Origin of the sequence: Leptolyngbya sp. Cla-17 (assembly GCF_016807185.1) — a bacterium.
Classification (GTDB): domain Bacteria; phylum Cyanobacteriota; class Cyanobacteriia; order Leptolyngbyales; family Leptolyngbyaceae; genus ULC077BIN1.
The window spans coordinates 1140035-1159486 of sequence record NZ_JAEVYN010000002.1 but is presented as its reverse complement, the minus strand read 5'-3'; the positions used below and the strand labels follow the sequence as shown (position 1 = coordinate 1159486).

At 47.2% G+C, this 19452-nt stretch carries 21 protein-coding genes; 9 read left to right on the top strand and 12 right to left on the bottom strand.

Annotation, left to right across the window (positions count from 1 at the left end):
- Window positions 1-48 precede the first annotated feature (48 nt).
- From JOY44_RS16500 to hemL, 8 genes are all read right to left on the bottom strand, one after another.
- Window positions 49-597 (bottom strand): NUDIX hydrolase, encoded by a 549-nt coding sequence (locus JOY44_RS16500; RefSeq protein WP_171574725.1) that lies wholly within the window; start codon window positions 595-597, stop codon window positions 49-51.
- Between the two features lie 39 nt (window positions 598-636).
- Entirely contained in the window at window positions 637-1122 is a 486-nt protein-coding gene (folK, locus tag JOY44_RS16495) for a 2-amino-4-hydroxy-6-hydroxymethyldihydropteridine diphosphokinase (RefSeq protein WP_171574724.1), read from the bottom strand.
- 18 nt (window positions 1123-1140) lie between these two features.
- Window positions 1141-2523, bottom strand: coding sequence for an FkbM family methyltransferase (locus tag JOY44_RS16490; protein ID WP_171574723.1), 1383 nt, complete (start codon window positions 2521-2523; stop codon window positions 1141-1143).
- Between the two features lie 62 nt (window positions 2524-2585).
- Complete coding sequence (locus JOY44_RS16485; protein WP_171574722.1) at window positions 2586-3890, bottom strand: ABC transporter ATP-binding protein; 1305 nt, start codon at window positions 3888-3890, stop codon at window positions 2586-2588.
- Window positions 3891-4697 (bottom strand): ABC transporter permease, encoded by an 807-nt coding sequence (locus tag JOY44_RS16480; protein ID WP_171574721.1) that lies wholly within the window; start codon window positions 4695-4697, stop codon window positions 3891-3893. It abuts the gene before it with no gap.
- A gap of 227 nt (window positions 4698-4924) precedes the next feature.
- Window positions 4925-6253, bottom strand: a complete 1329-nt coding sequence (locus tag JOY44_RS16475) for an AAA family ATPase (protein ID WP_171574720.1) — start codon at window positions 6251-6253, stop codon at window positions 4925-4927.
- A gap of 20 nt (window positions 6254-6273) precedes the next feature.
- The gene (locus tag JOY44_RS16470; RefSeq protein WP_171574719.1) at window positions 6274-6495 is read right to left on the bottom strand and encodes a hypothetical protein; all 222 of its coding nucleotides are present in this window, start codon (window positions 6493-6495) and stop codon (window positions 6274-6276) included.
- Window positions 6496-6810: 315 nt separating this feature from the next.
- The gene (hemL, locus tag JOY44_RS16465; RefSeq protein WP_171574718.1) at window positions 6811-8109 is read right to left on the bottom strand and encodes a glutamate-1-semialdehyde 2,1-aminomutase; all 1299 of its coding nucleotides are present in this window, start codon (window positions 8107-8109) and stop codon (window positions 6811-6813) included.
- 152 nt (window positions 8110-8261) lie between these two features.
- Here hemL and JOY44_RS16460 point away from each other — a divergent pair, with 152 nt between their 5' ends.
- From JOY44_RS16460 to JOY44_RS16450, 3 genes are all read left to right on the top strand, one after another.
- On the top strand, window positions 8262-8450 hold the full coding sequence (locus JOY44_RS16460) for a ChaB family protein (RefSeq protein WP_171574717.1): 189 nt from the start codon (window positions 8262-8264) through the stop codon (window positions 8448-8450).
- Window positions 8451-8840: 390 nt separating this feature from the next.
- Window positions 8841-9287: a hypothetical protein gene (locus tag JOY44_RS16455; protein WP_203032039.1), complete on the top strand. Its 447-nt coding sequence runs from the start codon at window positions 8841-8843 to the stop codon at window positions 9285-9287.
- Window positions 9269-9775, top strand: coding sequence for a transposase (locus tag JOY44_RS16450; RefSeq protein ID WP_203032038.1), 507 nt, complete (start codon window positions 9269-9271; stop codon window positions 9773-9775). Before JOY44_RS16455 ends, JOY44_RS16450 begins: the two co-directional genes overlap by 19 nt.
- On the opposite strand, the gene JOY44_RS16445 is transcribed toward JOY44_RS16450, so the two are convergent.
- Window positions 9720-10541 carry a DNA adenine methylase gene (locus JOY44_RS16445; protein WP_171574715.1) on the bottom strand — a complete coding sequence of 274 codons (822 nt, stop codon included), beginning with the start codon at window positions 10539-10541 and terminating at the stop codon, window positions 9720-9722. The two genes, JOY44_RS16450 and JOY44_RS16445, sit on opposite strands and share 56 nt — an antisense overlap.
- 55 nt (window positions 10542-10596) lie before the next feature.
- Between JOY44_RS16445 and hisIE the strand changes: the two genes are divergently transcribed.
- Entirely contained in the window at window positions 10597-11250 is a 654-nt protein-coding gene (gene hisIE / locus JOY44_RS16440; RefSeq protein ID WP_171574714.1) for a bifunctional phosphoribosyl-AMP cyclohydrolase/phosphoribosyl-ATP diphosphatase HisIE, read from the top strand.
- Window positions 11251-11263: 13 nt separating this feature from the next.
- Window positions 11264-12016: a thermonuclease family protein gene (locus JOY44_RS16435; protein ID WP_197985499.1), complete on the top strand. Its 753-nt coding sequence runs from the start codon at window positions 11264-11266 to the stop codon at window positions 12014-12016.
- Here JOY44_RS16435 and JOY44_RS16430 read toward each other — a convergent pair.
- Window positions 11988-12416 carry a hypothetical protein gene (locus tag JOY44_RS16430; RefSeq protein WP_171574713.1) on the bottom strand — a complete coding sequence of 143 codons (429 nt, stop codon included), beginning with the start codon at window positions 12414-12416 and terminating at the stop codon, window positions 11988-11990. The two genes, JOY44_RS16435 and JOY44_RS16430, sit on opposite strands and share 29 nt — an antisense overlap.
- Before the next feature lie 91 nt (window positions 12417-12507).
- Window positions 12508-13749 carry an MDR family MFS transporter gene (locus tag JOY44_RS16425; protein WP_245404931.1) on the bottom strand — a complete coding sequence of 414 codons (1242 nt, stop codon included), beginning with the start codon at window positions 13747-13749 and terminating at the stop codon, window positions 12508-12510.
- 298 nt (window positions 13750-14047) lie between these two features.
- Here JOY44_RS16425 and JOY44_RS16420 point away from each other — a divergent pair, with 298 nt between their 5' ends.
- The 3 genes from JOY44_RS16420 (at window position 14048) to ruvA (ending at window position 16904) form a co-directional block, all read left to right on the top strand.
- Window positions 14048-14836: a sucrose-phosphate phosphatase gene (locus tag JOY44_RS16420; RefSeq protein WP_197985498.1), complete on the top strand. Its 789-nt coding sequence runs from the start codon at window positions 14048-14050 to the stop codon at window positions 14834-14836.
- Window positions 14837-14915: 79 nt separating this feature from the next.
- Window positions 14916-16118, top strand: a complete 1203-nt coding sequence (locus tag JOY44_RS16415; protein WP_171574711.1) for a 2OG-Fe(II) oxygenase — start codon at window positions 14916-14918, stop codon at window positions 16116-16118.
- Between the two features lie 162 nt (window positions 16119-16280).
- Window positions 16281-16904, top strand: coding sequence for a Holliday junction branch migration protein RuvA (ruvA, locus tag JOY44_RS16410; protein ID WP_171574710.1), 624 nt, complete (start codon window positions 16281-16283; stop codon window positions 16902-16904).
- Between the two features lie 131 nt (window positions 16905-17035).
- Here the strand turns inward: ruvA and JOY44_RS16405 are convergent, their stop codons facing one another.
- Window positions 17036-17515: a flavin reductase family protein gene (locus JOY44_RS16405; RefSeq protein ID WP_171574709.1), complete on the bottom strand. Its 480-nt coding sequence runs from the start codon at window positions 17513-17515 to the stop codon at window positions 17036-17038.
- Between the two features lie 190 nt (window positions 17516-17705).
- Here JOY44_RS16405 and JOY44_RS16400 point away from each other — a divergent pair, with 190 nt between their 5' ends.
- Window positions 17706-19316 carry a DUF3352 domain-containing protein gene (locus JOY44_RS16400; RefSeq protein WP_171574708.1) on the top strand — a complete coding sequence of 537 codons (1611 nt, stop codon included), beginning with the start codon at window positions 17706-17708 and terminating at the stop codon, window positions 19314-19316.
- Window positions 19317-19452: the final 136 nt, after the last annotated feature.

The window sequence follows — 19452 nt, the reverse complement described above, 5'->3', positions numbered from 1 at the left end:
TGCAGGAAGCTTACTTGTAAAGTGTGTCTGATTTACTTAAGACTCACATTAACTAAGAAAAGGACGCGCTAAGAAAAAGCTAGAAATGGATTTAGCGTCAACAATGTCTCCGCTATAAATTGCTTTTTCAACTTCATCTGCGCTCATCAGAACAGTGACCAAATCTTCATCAACGTCCTTTTCAGGAGGGGTATCCAGCAGCTCCAAGTCTTGAGCTAAAAAGGCGTAAAGCACCTCATCAGAATAGCCCGGAGCAATAAAAAATTCACCGAGGGGCTGCCATTGATGAGCACGGTAGCCCGTTTCTTCCTCAATTTCGCGCTGAATCGTTTCTTTGGGGCTTTCGTTAGGTTCAACTGTTCCGGCTGGAAACTCCAGCAATCGCCCTTTCGCGGTAAAGCGATATTGCCGCACCAAAACAAACTTTCCTTCCGGTGTAATGGGAACGGCTAAGGCTCCTCCAGGATGACGGATACACTCCAAGTCGCTTTCTGCTTTGTTGGGCAATTTAAAGCGGTTTACTTCAAACGCGAATTTTCGCCCTTTATAAAGCATTCGCTGTTTTATCAGTTGGGGAGGCTCGTGACCAAAAGGCATAAAAATATTAAGACGAGAAGGATCGTGGGAAATGAAATGCTAGGCAAGCTTTTTAACTTCTGAACAGTCTACCGCTTGAACTAATTCTGCGATCGCTTTTCCTGAAATTGGTTCAATCCAATCTGGGGCAATTTCCACTAGCGGCACCAAGACAAATGCCCGCTCTATCATTCGTGGATGCGGAATTTGCAGCTCTGGTTCATTCAGGACAATATCATCAAACAGCAATAAATCTAGATCTAAAGTTCTAGGATCGTTACGCTCTCGCCGAATTCTGCCAAATTGCTGCTCAATTTCAAGCAAAGTGCTTAATAGGGCAAGAGGCGAGTGACTCGTTTGTAATATTGCACAGCCGTTTAAGTAATCGGGTTGAGGTGGACCAATGGCTCTGGTTTGATACCAAGGCGATCGCGCTTTCACCAAGATTCCTGGTGTTTTTTCTAGCGTCGCAATAGCAGCTTCCAGGGTTTCTAAAGAGTTGCCCAAATTGCTACCCAAGGCGATCGCGGTCATGCTATTAGCCATATCCTGTTCGTTTCGCTATTATCCTGGTAATCTCAATCGCTTCCTCAATGCAAGCCACTGATTTCTTAATTGCCAAAACTTGCTACTTTCCATTGCCACAATCTGATCCCTCTGGCTTTCTAATAGAGCCTGAATCTGTTCCTTAACTTCTTTGTTTTGTTGCAACTCAACTTTAGTTTCCTCAAACCTATCCTTAGTAAATTGCAACTCATTTTGCAACTCATCTCGAAGCTGAGACATTTGAGACATTTGACTTTGAAGTTGCACAACTCCCTGCTGAGTGAATTTTAATTGATCTTGTGTCTGCTCTAAAACTGCCTGTGCTTTCTCAAGTTCCGCGTGGTTGAGATGGGCTTGATCTGTTTCTCCGAGCATATTCCAAGACTTGCTAGGATGAGCTGCGATCAAGTTGCCATCAGGAAGACTTTCTTGAATAGTTTTAATGGGCAATCCTGTAAATTTGCCCCATGAAAAAATTTCATAACCTAAATCACGCAAATACCTTAGAAGTGAGACTGAAGAACTTCCTTGATTCTGAAGCGCACTATCAAGTAATTCAAAACAAATAAGCGGATGAAAACGTTCTATAACATTTCTAGAACCTTCAAATACAAGAAACTCTGCACCCTCAACATCAATTTTGATAATATCAATTCGTTGAACAGACATTTCTTCAATCAAATTATCAAGTTGCTGAACAGAAACCATCTCTGTATTGGAACAGGTAACCCCTTCATGAACAAAATCACCAAGGGTATTTTGGCCCGAATGCTCACTATTTGCTATCTTTAAGCTTTGAATTCCTGCCTTATTGGAGAGAGCAATCTGGAAGAGTTTGACACTTGTAATGTCGCAATTAAGAGATAAATTCTTCTGAAGGCGTTGGAACTCTCTTAGACTAGGTTCAAACGATAGAACTTGCCCTTCAGAACCGACAATTTTAGCTCCAAACAGTGTATACAACCCTTCGTTCGCACCAATATCTAAAAAGGTCATGCCGGGAGCAAGAATACGGCTTAAAAAATAGAATTCGTTGGGATCGTAACGCCCTCCTACAAAAAGCTGACTACTGGTATCGTTACCAAAATAAAGCAACAAGGTTAAATCATAGTGCCAGGGAAATAGAATGCTAGCTTCTATGTTTTTTTCTTTGAGTTGGTTCCAAATAGCTTTTCGCAGTTGGGTAATCTTGTCCTGCGTATCCCAATCGATACCAAATCGCCAGCCAGGAGCGTTTTCCAGTGGAGCAGAAAGCGCAATTGCAGATGCTATCTCTAGCAACTTTTCTATGTCCCAAGAACAAATTTGATTAGTAAAATCATTTTCTTCTATAAACTGTTTTATCCAATGTGGCTGAGAGTTCAATAGGTCTTGATGTCGAGATGTTAAGTCACTGGTCATTGGAAGAAAGTTAGAGTTTAGTAATATTCAGCATCAAAATCATTGAAACTAAATGTTAAATATTATTGTTGTTCAAAGTTCCATTCAACTGGTGGATGAATGATCTCTGCACCAAACCATTCCGTTGAACTGTCTGGATCTATTTGAACACTAAATTCCAAGACTTTCTCGAAAAAGCGATAATGATGCCCAAATCCTTCTTCATAAGCTCCGATACCAGCAATGAAGTAACGTCCTGGCAGTAGTAGGGGAGCTGGGATTTTTGCATAAATGCGGTGAAATCCTACTTCACAAATTGTTCCTGTGCGAGGTAACCAATTATGAGTTACTGGCTCCATTAACCTGACATCTTGACTGTTATCTAAATAGAATCCTAGCTGTAGTTGAGGAACCGGATATTTGACAATATATTCAATACCAACGTAAAAGGGTCGCCAGAAATCAACACATTCAACCAGTTTTTTCTGCTGATCAGCGATAAATACACGAGAGATCATTACACTGCCAAGTTCTCCTGAAGATGGTAGAAAAGCCTCTCCTATGGGATATGGCACAATAACGTCTGGTTCTTCTAGTTCTTCTAGTTCTTCTGGTTCTTCTAGCTCTTGGGGTACTTGTACTTCCTTGACTTCCAGCTTGACGCTATCTAGATAGGCTTGAATAACGGCTGTTGAATCTCCAATTTGCTGAACCTTTCCATGTTCTAACCAAATCACCCGCTGACATGATTTCTGAATGAATTCCAGGTCATGAGAAACTAATAGGATTGTGGCGTGATCTTGCCAAAATTTTTCAATTCGCTGTTTAGATTTATTCCTAAAACTTTCATCGCCGACTGAAAGGACTTCATCTAAAATCAAAATATCTGGTTGTATATCTGTTGCGATCGCGAAACCTAATCGAGCAATCATGCCAGATGATAATGCTTTGACTGGAACTGAAGTATAGTCTTCCAACTCTGAAAATTCCAATATTTCAGGGATTCTGCGCCGCATCTCCTGCTCAGAAAAACCTAACATCACTCCATACAAAACGATATTTTCTACGACGGACATATCGCTATCAAACCCAGCACCTAGCTCAATTAGGGGAGCAACAGTTCCCCTTACCCGTACCTTTCCACTGGTCGGCTCTAAGATATTGCAAATCACCTTGAGCAGAGTAGACTTACCAGAGCCGTTAGAGCCGATAATCCCAACTTTTTCGCCTGCTTCTATCACTAAGGAAATGTTGTCCAACACGCATCTTCTAGATGGTTTTCGATATTTGCCTTCTAAAAAAGACAACAGTGTTTTCTTCAGGTCATAAGAAAATTCTTCCTGAGTTCGTCTAATGAGGGAAACGTTGTCTAAGCGAATGGCTTCCATCTAGAGTAAATCCATGAACTGCGATCGCCACAATCGAAAACAACCCAATCCTAATCCCAGCATAATTATTCCGCTTAAAAGTGACCCCATTAATAGATGGAAATCAGGCAGTTGCCCCAACACAGCAATGTTGCGGATACTCGCAATGATTGGGAAAAGCGGATTGAGCGCTAAAAACGGCTTGAGCTGTTCTGGAACAATACCCTCAGGGTAAAAAATAGGACTGCTTAACCATAAAACGAATACCAATAACTCATAAAAATAGGGTAAATCTCGGAAAAAAACATATAGGGCACTTGTGAGAAACCCAATGCCTGTGCAGACTAGAATCAACGAAAAAACTGGAATCAGAAGCAACAGCATTAACAGCGGATTGCCAGAAGTGATGAGAGTAACCAGCATCAATAAGGGTAACGAGCTGATGGCAAACTGAACGACATTGGCTGTTAAAACCGAAACCGGGAAAATACTCGCTGGCAGTTGCACTTTATTAAGCAGTGAGCCATTGGCGACAACGCTGGTCAGCGCTTGAGTAGTGGAAGCAGAAAAAAAGTTAACGACAATCAAGCCAGTAAACGCTGCGAGAATATATTTTGGTAGAGAGTTATCGTAATAAGCCGCAAATGCCTTGCCAAAAATTGCAGTGTATAGCCCAGTCATGATCAGGGGATTGAGCAATGACCAGTAGGCACCTAGAAATGAGCCACGATAGCGTACTTTGAGGTTACGCCTGACCAATACACGGAGTAAATCCCAATATCTCTGTGCCTGGAATAAGGGCAATTTTGGCTTAGTAAAAACGGTCATTAGATATTGAACGAGGTATAGAGATACAGTTAGATTCGCTGATCTAAGTTCTCTGGTAATGGCTTCAATGTCAACTCTCAGGAATGAAAAAGGCTGAAGTTTAGATAGTTTCTAACTTATCTGGCATAGATTGTTGCTTTAGTGAGACGGTTTCACTTGAGCAAAAGGTTCTTGAGTAGAGGGTTTTACAGCTATAGTGATGGCGTATTGTTTTGAGACATTTTATTCTAAACGCTAGCAGCTTTTGGGTTGGGACGATAAATGATGGTTTCTATCAGGCGGCGACGATCGCTAGATGAAATTCCGACTAGCCGTACATACTGGTTAGATGATTCGGCAAGGCAGGTTTCTAGAGCCGCGATCGCGATCGCACCATCTCCCTCATAGCTGCCATAACAGCTCCAAGAGCCTGTGCGAAAGCGGCGTTCATCCACGGTTTCGATCGCCAATCGATAGCCTTGTCCCAAAATACGGTTGATTTCAGACATCATCTCTGGAGTGAGATGGCTGCTGGAGGATTGTCCAGCGTAGCTCGTAGAAGCGGCGGGCTGAGTCACTGGCTGCTTACTACCATTATCTAAGTCAGGATTGTAAGCGCGGAAAAAGTCACGATCGTGAATAGTTTCACCTTTAGCCGAACTCTGATCAGTCGTATTACCTAACTTACGGTTGAAGTAAAGGGATTTATTGTATTCCTCAGCTAGGCGCATTTCCTGAACCCGTTTTTGCTCTTGCACCAACTCATTACCCATTTCAATTAGATGCGGCAGGCTAAAGTCGGGTGGGTGAAATTCTGGTGGGCGTTCTGCACTATTGACAATGCGCTGAGAGATGCGGTCTAACCCAACATCATGGATGAGCTGACGAATTTGCTCATCATAAAGCCGCGATCGCACCGCACCAAAAAAATCGATCGATTGGGTCGGAAACGTATCCACCAACGCCTCAATATCTTGCTTAGCAAGCTGATCCGTCCGAAAGATACCGCTGACAATACCAACGCGATCGTCCCGATTTGGCTCCCAAAAAAACTTTTCCATCCGCCCATCTCGTACCAAAGGAGCATAGAGCGTAGCAAAATCATTGCCCGTCACAATGATGGGAATTCGTTGAATCTGTTCAGAGTCATAGCTGCCCGGAAGTTGAACATTGGTCGGATTATCGGCAATATTCATCAACGTGCCGTTTACCAATTGAGTGTTCACAGTGTATTGAGTATATTGATCGACCCGTCCGGCTCCGGCATCAATATCGTTAATCATCAGCACTGCCATCTTGCCCCGCACTTTTACCATCTCTGCGGCTTCTCGATAGCGCAAACGGACTAATCGCGCAGGATCACCGGCATCTGGACTTTCCAACTCTCCGGCAGACATATGAACAACATCGATGCCCATACGCTCAAACACCAAATCGCACTGAAAAGACTTTCCTTCACCCTTGCGGCCGTGAACGCCTAAAATCAAAGGCACTTTCACGTTGGGTAGCTTTAGGTAGTTCTTTGTGATGTGAATCGACAGCTTATCAATGAAGCGAGGAGAAATATAAAAACTCATGGCACAGTAAGAAAGGGTAGCTAGATAGGTTCATCCAGCGGCAAACGGGTGAGAACAAGATGTTCCAAATGTTCTTCGGGACAACATTCAATCACAGCTTCAAATGCTTCTAGTAGTTTAGCGGCACTGTCGCCCAATAGTGGACTTAAACCCCAGACATCTTCTACCCAATCGCGAGAATCAGTTTCTTCAAAAATCAAACGTTCAAATAGTTGTTTTATTTCAGTTTTAGAAAGGGTCATAGTTAAGTGGGAGATAAAAATATAGGAAATTTGAGTTTTGTAAGTCCTTCAGACTGGCTTTACTAACACGCAACATCTTCGTAGATAACGGCAACCACTATTTAGATGAAATACGCTGACTAACCCTGCTTGCCGCGTTGTGACTCTTGGCTTTGGCCCAGTTGAAAAAGCAAATAATATTGCGGTGAAGCCTATGCCGATGGATACAAAAAGGCTTAAAGCTGCGGACATTTTGGCTAGGGATGCTAAAGATAGGAAGTTAGAAGTTAGGAGTAGTCAAGACACAACCTAACTCCCCATCTTTAGTCCTCACCCTTACAGACTTGCCATCACTTCTCGGGCGGCTGCCAGTGTTTCATCGACATCAGCGTCGGTATGAGCTAGAGAGGTGAAACCTGCTTCAAACTGAGATGGAGCCAGGTAAATGCCTTGCTTTAACATGCCACGATGAAAACGACTGAATTTATTCAGGTCAGATTTTTTGGCATCTTCATAGTTATGAATGGGACCTGCATTAAAGAAGAAGCCAAACATGCCGCTAATTTGTCCACCGCAGGCGGCGTGTCCAGTTTCTTTCGCTACTTGTAGCATCCCTTCGGCAAGGCGCTTCGTGAGGCGATCAAGTTGCTCATACGTCCCCGCTTGGCGCAGCAGCTCCAACGTTTTGATGCCCGCTGTCATTGCTAATGGATTCCCTGAAAGGGTTCCTGCTTGATACATCGGACCCGCTGGTGCCACCATGTCCATGATGTCGCGCCGTCCACCATAGGCTCCCACGGGCAAGCCGCCACCGATGATTTTACCCAGAGTAGTCAAATCTGGCGTGATGCCAAATTTTTCTTGGGCACCGCCATAAGCAATGCGAAAGCCCGTCATTACTTCATCAAATACCAGCAGCGCCCCGTTCTCGCGGGTCAGTTCACGCAGGCCTGCCAAAAAGCCACCATCGGGCACTATAAACCCCGCATTGCCCACGACAGGTTCTAGAATAACCCCAGCAATTTCGCCAGGATTTTCGTCAAATAGGGCTTTAACAGCTTCCAGGTTGTTAAAGGGTGCCGTTAATGTGTTGTTTGTAGTGGATTTAGGGACACCCGGAGAATCGGGCAAGCCGAGAGTGGCAACGCCAGATCCTGCTTTGACCAAAAACATATCTGCATGTCCGTGGTAGCAGCCTTCAAATTTGATCAGTTTGTCCCGTCCTGTGAAAGCGCGCATCAATCGTAGAACCGACATGCAAGCTTCGGTGCCTGAATTGACAAAGCGCACCATCTCAATGCTGGGAACGGCATCAATCACCATTTCGGCTAGCACGTTTTCTAAGCGACAGGGTGCGCCGAAGCTAGTGCCTTTCTGAGCCGCGTCACAAATGGCTTTGATCACCTCAGGATGGGCATGTCCGCAAATGGCAGGTCCCCAAGTTCCGATGTAATCGATATAGCGGTTGCCATCTACGTCCCAAGCGTAAGCGCCCTGTACGCGATCGAACACGATTGGTTGCCCACCCACGGATTTAAAGGCTCTAACGGGAGAACTGACTCCACCCGGCATCAATTTTTGGGCAGCCGCGAAGATTTCGTCTGATTTGGTTGTCTTAAACGAACTTGTAATCAATGGTGACTCCTAAGGGTACTACTCAATGTCCCATTTATTTATTGTGTAACGAGACTTGTTTTGTTGGAAAGCATTTCAATCTAAAGATACAGACGAACTTTAGTGATCCAGATTACTATTTTGCTAGTTAGTCAAATTGAGGACTTCCAAAGATGCCTTATAAAACCAATTACGACTTACCCTCTTGTGTTCGCGGTCCATTGTCTGAGGCAGCACAGCGCTTCTATCGAATCGCGTTTAACTCAGCGCTTCAATGGTACGGCGAAGAAGAAAAAGCACACCGCATCGCTTCAAGTGCTATTAGGAGCCAGTCAGCTAGCTTGAACAGCGCGATCGAGTAGATTTTGAAACTTGTAGAAATTATTGAAGAAGCCTATCCACATCTGGCTTGATTAACAGGGCTTCTGTCATGCTGCTGCGTAAACTTTCTTTAGGGCCAACATGGTAGAAGTGCTGGTGAGTTTGTACTTCTAAGGTAGCAATCCACGCACTATCGCCCCCTCAGAGTGAAAGAAACTGTTGAGGGAAGTGAGGCATAAAGATAAGCTGAAAGAGTTCAGACAGCAAAGACCGAAGCGACCTTGGAGTCATGAACCCGAAAGTTAGCATGGTTCCGGCGATGGATGGCTTAGACATTGGTGGCTCAGTTGAGACCCCGTTTAGGAGACTAGCAGATTTTAGAGCATCGTCGGGTCTGAGCATTTCTGAGTTCCCCTAGAACGGAGGGTGCCATGAAGCAGTCCAGCCCAGGCTCGAAGGTTAAAAGTAAATCCAAGGAGCGCCACGTTGATGCTCCTAAATTGGAAAGTTTAGAGCAAATCAATCTGAATGCGGCGGGCTTAGATGTGGGAGCCAGTGAAATCTATGCTTGCGTTCCCGAAGGACGCTGCCAATCCTCGGTGCGAGTATTTTCCAGCTTTACGGCTGACCTCAATGCTCTTACCGCCGGGAGCATGTATTTGCCCTCCAGCAAGCAGTGGAGCTTTACGACATCTACACCGAGAAGTTACAAGCCTGTGATGCTGAAATTGAGCAGCAACTCGCTCGGTTCCCGCCGCGCATTGATATTGAGTCGCAGCCTTTACCCCCTGCAACTCGTCCCCGTGCGATTCGTCCAAAAAACGATCCCCCAACGGACTTACGCCCAGCACTTTACCAAATGGCTGGAGTTGACTTAACCCAAATTGATGGACTATACATTCTCAGCATTCAAGCGATTCTCTCCGAAATTGGCACAGACATGAGTCAGTGGAAAACAGTGAAGCACTTCACGTCATGGTTGGGGTTAAGTCCACATAACGAGAAAACGGGCGGTAAGATTATTCGCAGCAAAACCAAGAAAACGGATAATCGGGCGAATCTAGCCTTCCGACTAGCGGCAGCCACGTTAGGGCGGAGTCAAAGTGCGCTTGGGGTGTTTTATCGACGCATGAAAGCTAAACTCGGTACGCCCAAGGCTGTAGTGGCTACAGCCCACAAACTGGCGCGGATTGTCTATCATCTGCTCAAGTACCAGGTGCCTTTCTCGGCGATGCCGCCAGAACACGAAGATGCGCGCTACCGGGAACGAGCACTTCGCAATCTGCAACGCAAAGCACTCAAACTCGGTGCTAGGCTTGTGGTCGATCCAACTTCTGATAGTCAAGTTGAGGGACTTGTTTCTTAGGAGGCCAGCACTGACGAATATGGTTGTTCTGGCGATGGCGATTTTCCAGCCACATGGAAACGGCAAATTTACAAGGTAGCCGCTGGGCGATCGCGGCGAGATGTTCTGATTTCTCTAAATTCCAACTGTTGTGATAATCGGCGTGCCGCCCAATGTAGGGCGGATCGAGATAAACATAATCGTCTGATTTGGCATCTTTGAGAGTCTCTTGCCAATCGGCTACGCGAAACTTCCAGACCTTGCCTACCATACGTTGGGCGACCCAATCAACCTGATTAGAAATTTTGGTGATGTAGCTTTGAGAAAATCGCTGAGTTTTTTGACAGAAGGGCACATTGAACTTTCCCTCGCTGTTGAACCGCATCAGCCCATTAAAACAAGCTCGATTGAGAAACAGAAAGTCTAGTGGAGATGCGGTTTGGTTAAAGCGATCGCGCACTTCGTAGTAATACTCTGCGCCTCGTTGCCGTAAGATTTCGCCTTCTTTAGTTAGAAACTCTTGAACCACTGCGCGATCAATGGTTCCCTGCTGAATGGCTTGATAAAACCCAATAATGTGGGGATTAGTATCAGCCAGGATTGCTCGATGAGGTATCCGGTTAAAGGCAACTACGCCTGAGCCCAAAAAAGGTTCAATCCAAGTGGCATCGCTTGTTTCTTGCCAAACAACTTGGCTCAAAATGAAAGGCACCAATTTCGTCTTAATTCCCTGGCATTTGATCGGGGGAACGCCAATACGCGGAAGTTGGAGCGAGACAGAAGACATACATGAGCGTGAATGGGATGATGAAGCAAAGGGATCAAGAGGATAAGTAGACAGAATGGGCAATCAAACGATTCCGGTTGAAGCCATTAAATACGACGATCGCGGTTTGGTTCCAGCAATCGTGCAGGACTATCTAGATGGCACGGTGCTGATGATGGCATGGATGAACCAGGAGTCGCTGCAAAAGACGATTGAAACGGGCGAAACCTGGTTTTGGAGTCGATCTCGTCAGGAGTTTTGGCACAAGGGCGAAACTTCAGGACATTTGCAACTTGTGAAATCATTGCGCTACGACTGTGACAGCGATTGCTTGCTGATCACCGTGGACCAAATTGGAGATGTTGCTTGTCACACGGGCGAACGAAGCTGCTTTCACCGCGTGAATAGCCATGTGGAGGCCCCGCTTGCGGATGCGCTTTCTCAGGTCTATGCAGTGGTGCGCGATCGCCGCGATCATCCTAACGAAAACTCCTATACCTGCAAGTTATTTGCGGGGGGAGACAATAAAATCCTCAAAAAGATTGGTGAAGAATCGGCTGAGGTGGTGATGGCATGTAAGGATGATGATCCCAGTGTGAATAACGCTGATACGCAAGCGGCGATCGCGGGTGAAGTTGCCGATTTGTTCTACCACACGCTGGTCGCTTTGGCTTATCACAACGTAGAGCTCAAGGCAGTGTATCGCAAGTTACAAGAGCGTCGGGGGTAAATTATCTGCAAGCGTGAAATATATTTGTACTGGTTTGGGTAAAATGCGGACTGCTCTACTCATTTTTGCAACAGTGTGTATCGGCATTGCCTTTGCGCCCAACGCAGAAGCACAGCGGGCAAAATGCGCTGATTTTGCTTTTCAGGAAGAAGCTCAGGCTTTTATGCAGGCTAGGGGAGCCAACTATCTTGATCGCGACAACGATGGGGTGGCTTGCGAAGCGCTCCCTCGTCGAGAGTCTAAGCCTAAGCCATCTTCGCCTCCCGCAGGTCGATCTCCGCGCACTCAGGTACCATCTGTCCAAAATCAGGTTGTCGTGGTGAGCGTGGGGGATGGCGATACCTTGAAGGTGCAAAATGATCCGACGAAGGTGACTATTCGGCTTGCCTGTGTGGATGCGCCAGAGCGTGCCCAATCGCCCTGGGGTCAAGCTGCCTCGGCGCGATTGAAGCAGCTTTTACCTGTGGGGCAAGTGGTGCAACTGCGAGAGGTTGATCGCGATCGCTATGGACGCGCCGTGGCAGAAGTGTATGTGAATGGGCAATCTATAAACCTGCAAATGGTGCAGGAAGGGATGGCAGTCATCTATCCCAAATATTTTCACGACTGCGCTGCAACCCAAGCGCAGTATCGCCAAGCCGAGGCGATCGCCAAGCAGCAGGGAGTTGGAGTGTGGAACCCAAACAATCCCCTACCAACGATGCCGTGGCAATTTCGCAGTGCTTCACTGAGCCTCTTTAGCGCTCTCGCATGTAGTCTATGCTAATCGGGGCAATATAGCGACGATTGGCACGGACTAGACAAGCGGGTCGTTTTCCGGCACCTAGCGGATCAGTGGCAATCACCCGCAGCCACGTACCGTTTGGTCCGGTAATAATTGCATCGCCATCCTTACTATCAGGAAACGCTGCCGTCACAATCCAACCGCTGGATAGGCGAGTGCTAACCTTACCATTAGGCGTAGCGCGGCAGTTCAGCGAACGACTAGGATCAACCACCAACCAATGGGTGTTGCGATAATAACCCCGATTTCCCATCACTCTTGCGGTGGTAAAATCTCCTGCTTGATTCGCTACAGGCACATCGGCAACTTGAGCATGAGTCGGAGCTGCAAACGGAATCAGGAGGGCGATCGCCGCCGGAATCAGTGCAAACATTCTGTTCATAATATGTATTCCCAATAAAATCAATCGCTATCAGATCGTGACTAACGACTACACTCTCAACGTTGCTGTTTCCCTCTACACCGTTTTTCTTTTATATAGAAGGAAAAGCATCTTTCAATTTCATTCTTCTCTCCAAGAGTTGCAAGATCAGGATAGATAACCCAACGGTAGCAGCCAATCCCAACCAAAAAGTGTGTGCGATAAAGGGGGTTTGATCCAGCGCCCAGCCGCCGATGGGAGGTCCAATAAAATAGCCGATCGCCCAACATTGAGAGTTGACCGCTAAATACACTCCCCGCAGCGATTCCGGTGCCATATCTACCACAATCGATGAAGCAGCAGGCATGTAAGTTACCGTGGCCATCGATAAAATGCCCAATGCTAATGCTGCCCAAGCTATGCTACCAGTAGAGGATATTCCTGTTAGCCAAACTACTGTAAAACCCAACCCCCAAAGTCCAGCAGACAGCATTAATCCACGGGTGCGGCGGAATCGGTTTAAAGATCGAGCGGCAGGAATTTGAAAAATAACAGCAACAATCAGATGCCAGGTAAACAGCGCACTGATCACAACGGGCGTAAATCTTTTTCCATCGGGCGTTCCCGACACAAAGTTAGTGAAATAAAGCGGTAGGGTACTGCTGATTTGCACAATGTAGGTGGTGAACAGCACATTCACGACGCAGTAGATTAGCAAGGTGCGATCTCGCAATGCGAGCTTCCATCCTTTTAAGCCTGAATGCTCGCCCGTTGTTTCAAAGGTTTCTCGAACTGCCCACAGCACCACGACAAACAGCAACAGGAAGGAAAGGCCATCAATGATAAACAGCGATCGATAGGCTCCTGTTGTGCTGATGACCAGTCCTCCCAACACGACTCCAATACCCAAGCCCAAACTGTCGCACAGCCGATTGAGCGCAAAGGCTTCATTGCGATCCTCAGGAGCGGCTAAATCGGCAACGAGTGCTTCTGCTGATGGCCAAAATAGTCCAATTCCCAAACCCATCAGCAAGTTACCCAACACAAACACTGGGAAATTAGCGGTGAATGCCATCACAAACGCCGCGATCGCCGAGATTACTGCTGATAGCAGCACGGTGCGTTTGCGCCCGAACTTCCCATCCGAAAGCGACCCGCCCAAAAAGCGCCCAATTACCCCTGAAATGGATTGACTGCCTAGGCCAAGCCCAACTAATGTTGCGGATAGCCCCACCTGATTGACAAAGAAAATGGGTGCATAAAATAGTGTGAAGCCTGACCCCATTTGCGAGAGCAACCGCCCGATCGCCAGAATCCAAATTTGATAGTTTAAGTGGGGAAGCCAAGAAGTCAATTTCGATCGATGCAATTTCATAGCATAAGAGGCCTATGAGCAAAGTACTATTTTCAGATACTTTCTGCTGGATGCCATCATTCCGAAAGTCGCAATTTGCTAATGAAACAACTACCCGATAGCTTCTCAATTAAAGAATCAGAGAGTTTTGCACAATTCACACGGCTTTTGATGCATTTTTAAGAGCTTTTGACACAAACTGCTTGAGTCGCAACTGTGAACCTAATCCGCTGGTAAAATTCTTGCTTTATCATGCTGCTGACTCTAACTGAGTCTTAGTTCAAATGTTGAGCAAGACATGATAGAAAGAGTTGGAATCGAGATAGTCAAAGGCATCGCTGTGGCTGCATTTTTGTTTGTGACCGATTTGGATCATACGCTCGTGGGGGATGATCACGCCATGGTGGAACTCAACCGCCATCTGGATGATCATCGTCAGCAGCATGGCACCAAAATTGTTTATTCCACCGGGCGATCGCTGACTAGCTATCGCCAACTTAAAGCCGAAAAGCCCTTGCTCGATCCTGATGTACTGATCGTGTCCGTCGGCACCGAGATTTATTTAGCAGGTAGTGATGTACCTGATTTGAGTTGGACAGAGTTTCTTTCTGTTAATTGGAATAGAGAGATGGTTGCAGCGATCGCCAGTCAGTTCGACCTAACGCCTCAGCCCACATCCGAGCAACGCCCGTTCAAGGTCAGCTACTTTCTCACTGAAACGATCGCTGTGGAGCTCTTACCCAAATTACAAGCTTTATTGGATGCCAAAGGCTTAGATGCCCAACTGGTCTACAGCGGCAGCAAAGACTTGGATATTTTGCCGCGTCGGGCAAACAAGGGCAAAGCTATGACTTTTTTACGAGAACAGTTAGCGATCGCTCCTGATCGCACCGTTGCCTGTGGCGATTCGGGAAATGATTTATCCATGTTTTGCGATCGCGCCGAACGGGGCATCATCGTGGGCAATGCCATGCCAGAATTGCTCACCTGGCACCAGGCTAACCCTAGTGACCATCGCTATCTAGCAGAAAAAACTTGTGCAGGCGGCATTTTAGAAGGACTGCACCATTTTGGCTTCTTGCCATAGAGCCGTAAGAATGCAAAATTCTCTCTTTACAGATTGCCTGATACAGTAGCAATGTTCATGCGTTCATTTTTAGTCTGCTATGCCGCTGTTGACGGTAGGTGATTCCGCTCCTGCATTTTCCGTTCCTTCCACGGTCAACCCTACAGCCGCGCTAGATGAAATGGGCGGCTCCTGCAGTCTGCTGTTTTTCTTCGGTAGTTCTCAAATTGAGCATGTTACCGAAACGCTGGAAATCGTTTTTGCCCTCCAAACCCAATTTGAACACCGCAATCTCCGCTTTTTTGGCATTAGCATTGATCCAAATGATTTATATCTGAAAGAGCAGATAGAAAACACCACTCACTGCGGTATGCTGTGGGACTTTCAACGTACGGTCAGCAGCCAATATGGGGTAAGCGAATCTTTAGCAGCAGAAGGCATCAATGGGCATCTGCGTTACAAGCTCACCACTTTTGTCGTAGATGAAAATCTGCGGATTCGAGCCGTGTTTCCTTTTGAAGAACCTACAGGCTACGTGGAGCGATTGCTGGAAACCGTAGAAACGCTAACTGCGCCTGCTAACACTTTTAGCAACCTTGCCACTCGACAAGCACCTGTGCTCTTTGTGCCCAACGTGTTTGATCGCGATTTTTGTCAATTTTTGATCCAACAATACGAGCGAAACGGCGGACGGGAGTCGGGCTTTATGCAAACCGTCGGTGACAAGCTTACGGAAGTGACAGATCCGCAGGTGAAGCGTCGCAAAGACTGGGTACTAGCCGATGCAGACGTGTTGAAATCGGTGAATGATCTGCTTTGGCGGCGGGTAAAACCAGAGATTGAAAAAGCATTTCAATTCAGCATCACTAATTTTGAACGTTATGTAGTGGGCTGTTATGACGAGGGCGATCGCGGTTTTTTCAAAGCCCATCGCGACAACACTCTGCCGGGTACAGGACACCGCCGCTTTGCCATGACTCTCAATCTCAATACAGAAGCCTATGATGGTGGGCATCTTCGCTTTCCGGAATACGGCTCAACCCTCTACCGTCCTGATACGGGAGAAGCCATCATTTTCTCCTGCGCGTTGCTGCATGAAGCCATGCCCGTAACTCAAGGGCGACGCTTTGCCTTGTTGACCTTTTTCTACGGCGAGGCGGAAGCAAAACTCCGCGCCCAAGAACAGCAGCAGGTTATATTTGGCGGCGCGTCGATGGGGCAGGTTTCCAAGCAGGCGAGATCCATCACAGGTAATGCTGCTTTTGGATTTCAGGGCGATCGCACTAAAAAGAAAAAACGTTAAAAAGGGAGCTAGGTAAGAGGAGCTTTTGTTTGGACTTCCCGTTCCTTAACCACATCGTTAGCGAACAGACGTGCTAATTTTGGAGTACTCGTCCCTTGAACGGCAGTTACGGGCAGAGTTGTTGCAACAGTTACGCAATCGCGGCATTGACATTCAATCACTATGATCGGCTACCTAAAAGGAACTGTTGCTAGCATTCAAAAAGCCGGAAATCGCGTGATTCTTACCCTGGAAGTGAATCAGGTCGGCTATGACGTGCAGATTGTGCCGCGTCTGGTGATGCAGTTACCCACCGTTGGGGAATCTATGCAGGTGTTTACCCATCTCCAAATTCGCGAAGAGGTGGTGACTCTGTTTGGGTTTGGAGCCGCCGCCGAGCGAGATTTATTTCGCCAGTTAGTCAGCGTCAGCGGTATTGGTCCTCAGCTTGCCGTAGCGCTGCTGGATACCCTCGGCTTGCAAGACTTGGTACAGGCGATCGTCTCTGGGAACACTCGCGCCCTCTCGAAAACGCCAGGAGTAGGCGGCAAAACAGCAGAACGAATTGCGCTGGAATTGCGAACCAAGCTAGCCGAGTGGCGACAGCAGGCAGGCATTCTCACTGCACCTGCGGCGGGTCCTGCGATTGCCCTTCAAGAAGACGTAGAAATGACCCTACTAGCATTGGGCTACACCAACAGTGAAATCTCTCAGGCACTTCATGCAGTTGGCACAAACACTACCCTTTCTAAACGAGATGATGCCGAAGAATGGATTCGGGAAGCGATCGCCTGGTTAAGTCAATAAGTACGGAGTAAAAGGTTCGAGGTGCAGAGGGTCATAGTGCAGGTAACGTTCCACTGGCATCAATGCTTGATGTGATCTGCCTGTTTGGGTGTAAGCCCAGCCCTAAACTCCGAACTCCAAACTTTTGGCCCTTAGCCTCCGTACTGCCAACCCGTGCTTTCTAGCAGCAGCGGTTCGCCTTCCCGGTGCATACCAGCAGCGATCACTTCTCCCACAAAAACGGTGTGGTCGCCTTGCTCAACAGAGCCAACGACCCGGCATTCCACATAACCTAGAGAATCGGTGATAATCGGGCAGCCAGTTTCACCCAAGTAAAACTCCACATCTTCAAACTTGTTGCCAACCCGTCGCTGCGGTTTGAAGAAGGCTTGCGCCAGATCTTTTTGCCCAGCTTCTAAAATGCTGAGGGCAAAAACGCCACTGGCTTTGAGCATGGCGTGAGATTTGGAATCTTGTTTGACGCAGTTGACCACAAGGGGCGGCGTAAAGGAGGCTTGCATCACCCAGCTTGCAGTGTAGCCATTGACTTCATCTCCCTCTTTCACGCCGCAGATATACAACCCATGCGGAATTTTACGGAGCATCGTTTTTTTCGCCTGTTCATCCAGCAAGAGGCACCACCTAGTTGAAAACTACACCGTTAGTGTATCAAGATGCTTGCTATTTCAACTCCGGAATCTACCTTTGGAAGTGTGTTTTGACTAATAGCGGGAACGCTAGTGATAGCTTCAAAATTGCTTTTGCTTTAGGCGCTAAACCATACATTTTCATTCAGCTAACAAATTTTTTGAGGAACATTGGATGTCTGCAACAAAACTTTTGGCTCCTGTAGTCGGCGCGATCGCGATCGCGGCAGGCGGAACTGCTGCCTACTTGCATTTCAAAACCACGCCAAAGGATGTGATGACTCCACTGGCGATCGCCCAAATCGTGCCCGATGAAGCCTATATGGCTGCCTTTATTTCGGCAGACGAACAAGCCTGGGCAAAACTCAAGCAGTTTGGCACGCCAGAAGCGCAAGCGGTTGTTACTAAAAATTGGAACACTTGGCAGCAAAAACTTTTAACCCAGAGCAACATTGATATTGAGAAAGATCTGAAACCCTGGGTAGGAAACACGATGGTGGCGTTGCTGCCCAACCAAGGCAACAAGCAGAAGCCCAGTGTGTTGGTGGTCACCAGCATTAAAGACAAAATTAGTGCAGCAAGCTTTGCCATGAAGCTGGCAAATCAAGGGGGCAGCAAAGCGAAAGAAAGCGACTACCAGGGCAGTAAGATCATTGCGAATGCAGAAAACTCTGTTTTTACGGCGGTGGTTAAAGATTATTTGGTGATTGCTAGCGATCGCCCAGGGTTAGAAGCAGCGATTAACACCACCAAAGGGCAGCCTTCCTTTGCGTCTAAACCCGGAGCAGATAGCTTGCTGACAAAGGGTGTGGATGTGCAAAACTCGATCGCTCAGGTATATGTGGCAGATTACAGCGCTGCCGTGCAGCAGTTGACGAGCAACAATGACCAGACGACTCTTCCCGCAACCACGCTAGCCCAGCTTAAACGAGTGAAATCTTTAGTAGCGGGAGTCGGTACAGATGAGGGTGGAGTCCGCATTAAAGCGGTAGCCGCGATCGATCCTCAAGCACCCAAATGGGACTACAAACCCGCTCCTGGCAAGATCATTGCCCAACTCCCTGGGGATACGTTGGCGTTGATTAGCGGCGCGAACTTGAGCAGCTATTGGAACCAGGCAACCGAGCAAGCTAAATCCTATCCAGACGGAGAGCAAGCGATCTCGCAAGCTCGACAAGCATTTAAATCAGCAAACTTCGATCTAGACAAAGATATTTTTGGATGGATGGATGGAGAGTTTGGCATGGCGCTAATTCCGTCAGATCGCGGTATTTTGTCTCAAGTGGGATTTGGCGGGGTCATGGTATTTAATACCAGCGATCGCAAAGCTGCCGAAAACGCCCTCAGCAAGCTTGACAATTTAGCGAAAGGCAACGCCGTTCTGGTCCAACAGCGAAATGTGCAAGGTAAAGAAATTACTGAATGGAACAGTCCCATGGGTGCCGTCTTAGGGCATGGCTGGCTCGACAATAATTCTGTATTCGTTACCTTCGGCGGACCTTTAACAGAAACCATGGCAACCAAGTCCGCTCAAACCTTAGACTTCAGCGATACCTTTAAGGGTGTTACTGGAAATCTACCCAAACAAAATATGGGCTACGTTTATGTGGATATGGATAAAACCCTGATGTTACTCAATCGCTTTGCTGCTACCTCTCAAAAACCCATTCCTGCCGACACGGTCGCCGTACTAAATTCCATTCGTGGTATCGGCATTACTTCTACCCAAGAAGGCTCCAGCACCGGGCAAGTTGATATGTCGTTGGCTCTAAAAAAAGGGAAGTAAGGTGATGTAACAAGAGTCGAGGGCGAGGTGTGAAGTCCTGGCTGATGGTACGTTTCAACTTTGCTCAATGAAGCCTACGCGAGCGCGTAGGCTTCGTCACTTGCCCCTCACCACTCCCCCTTTCTTCTCGCTATTC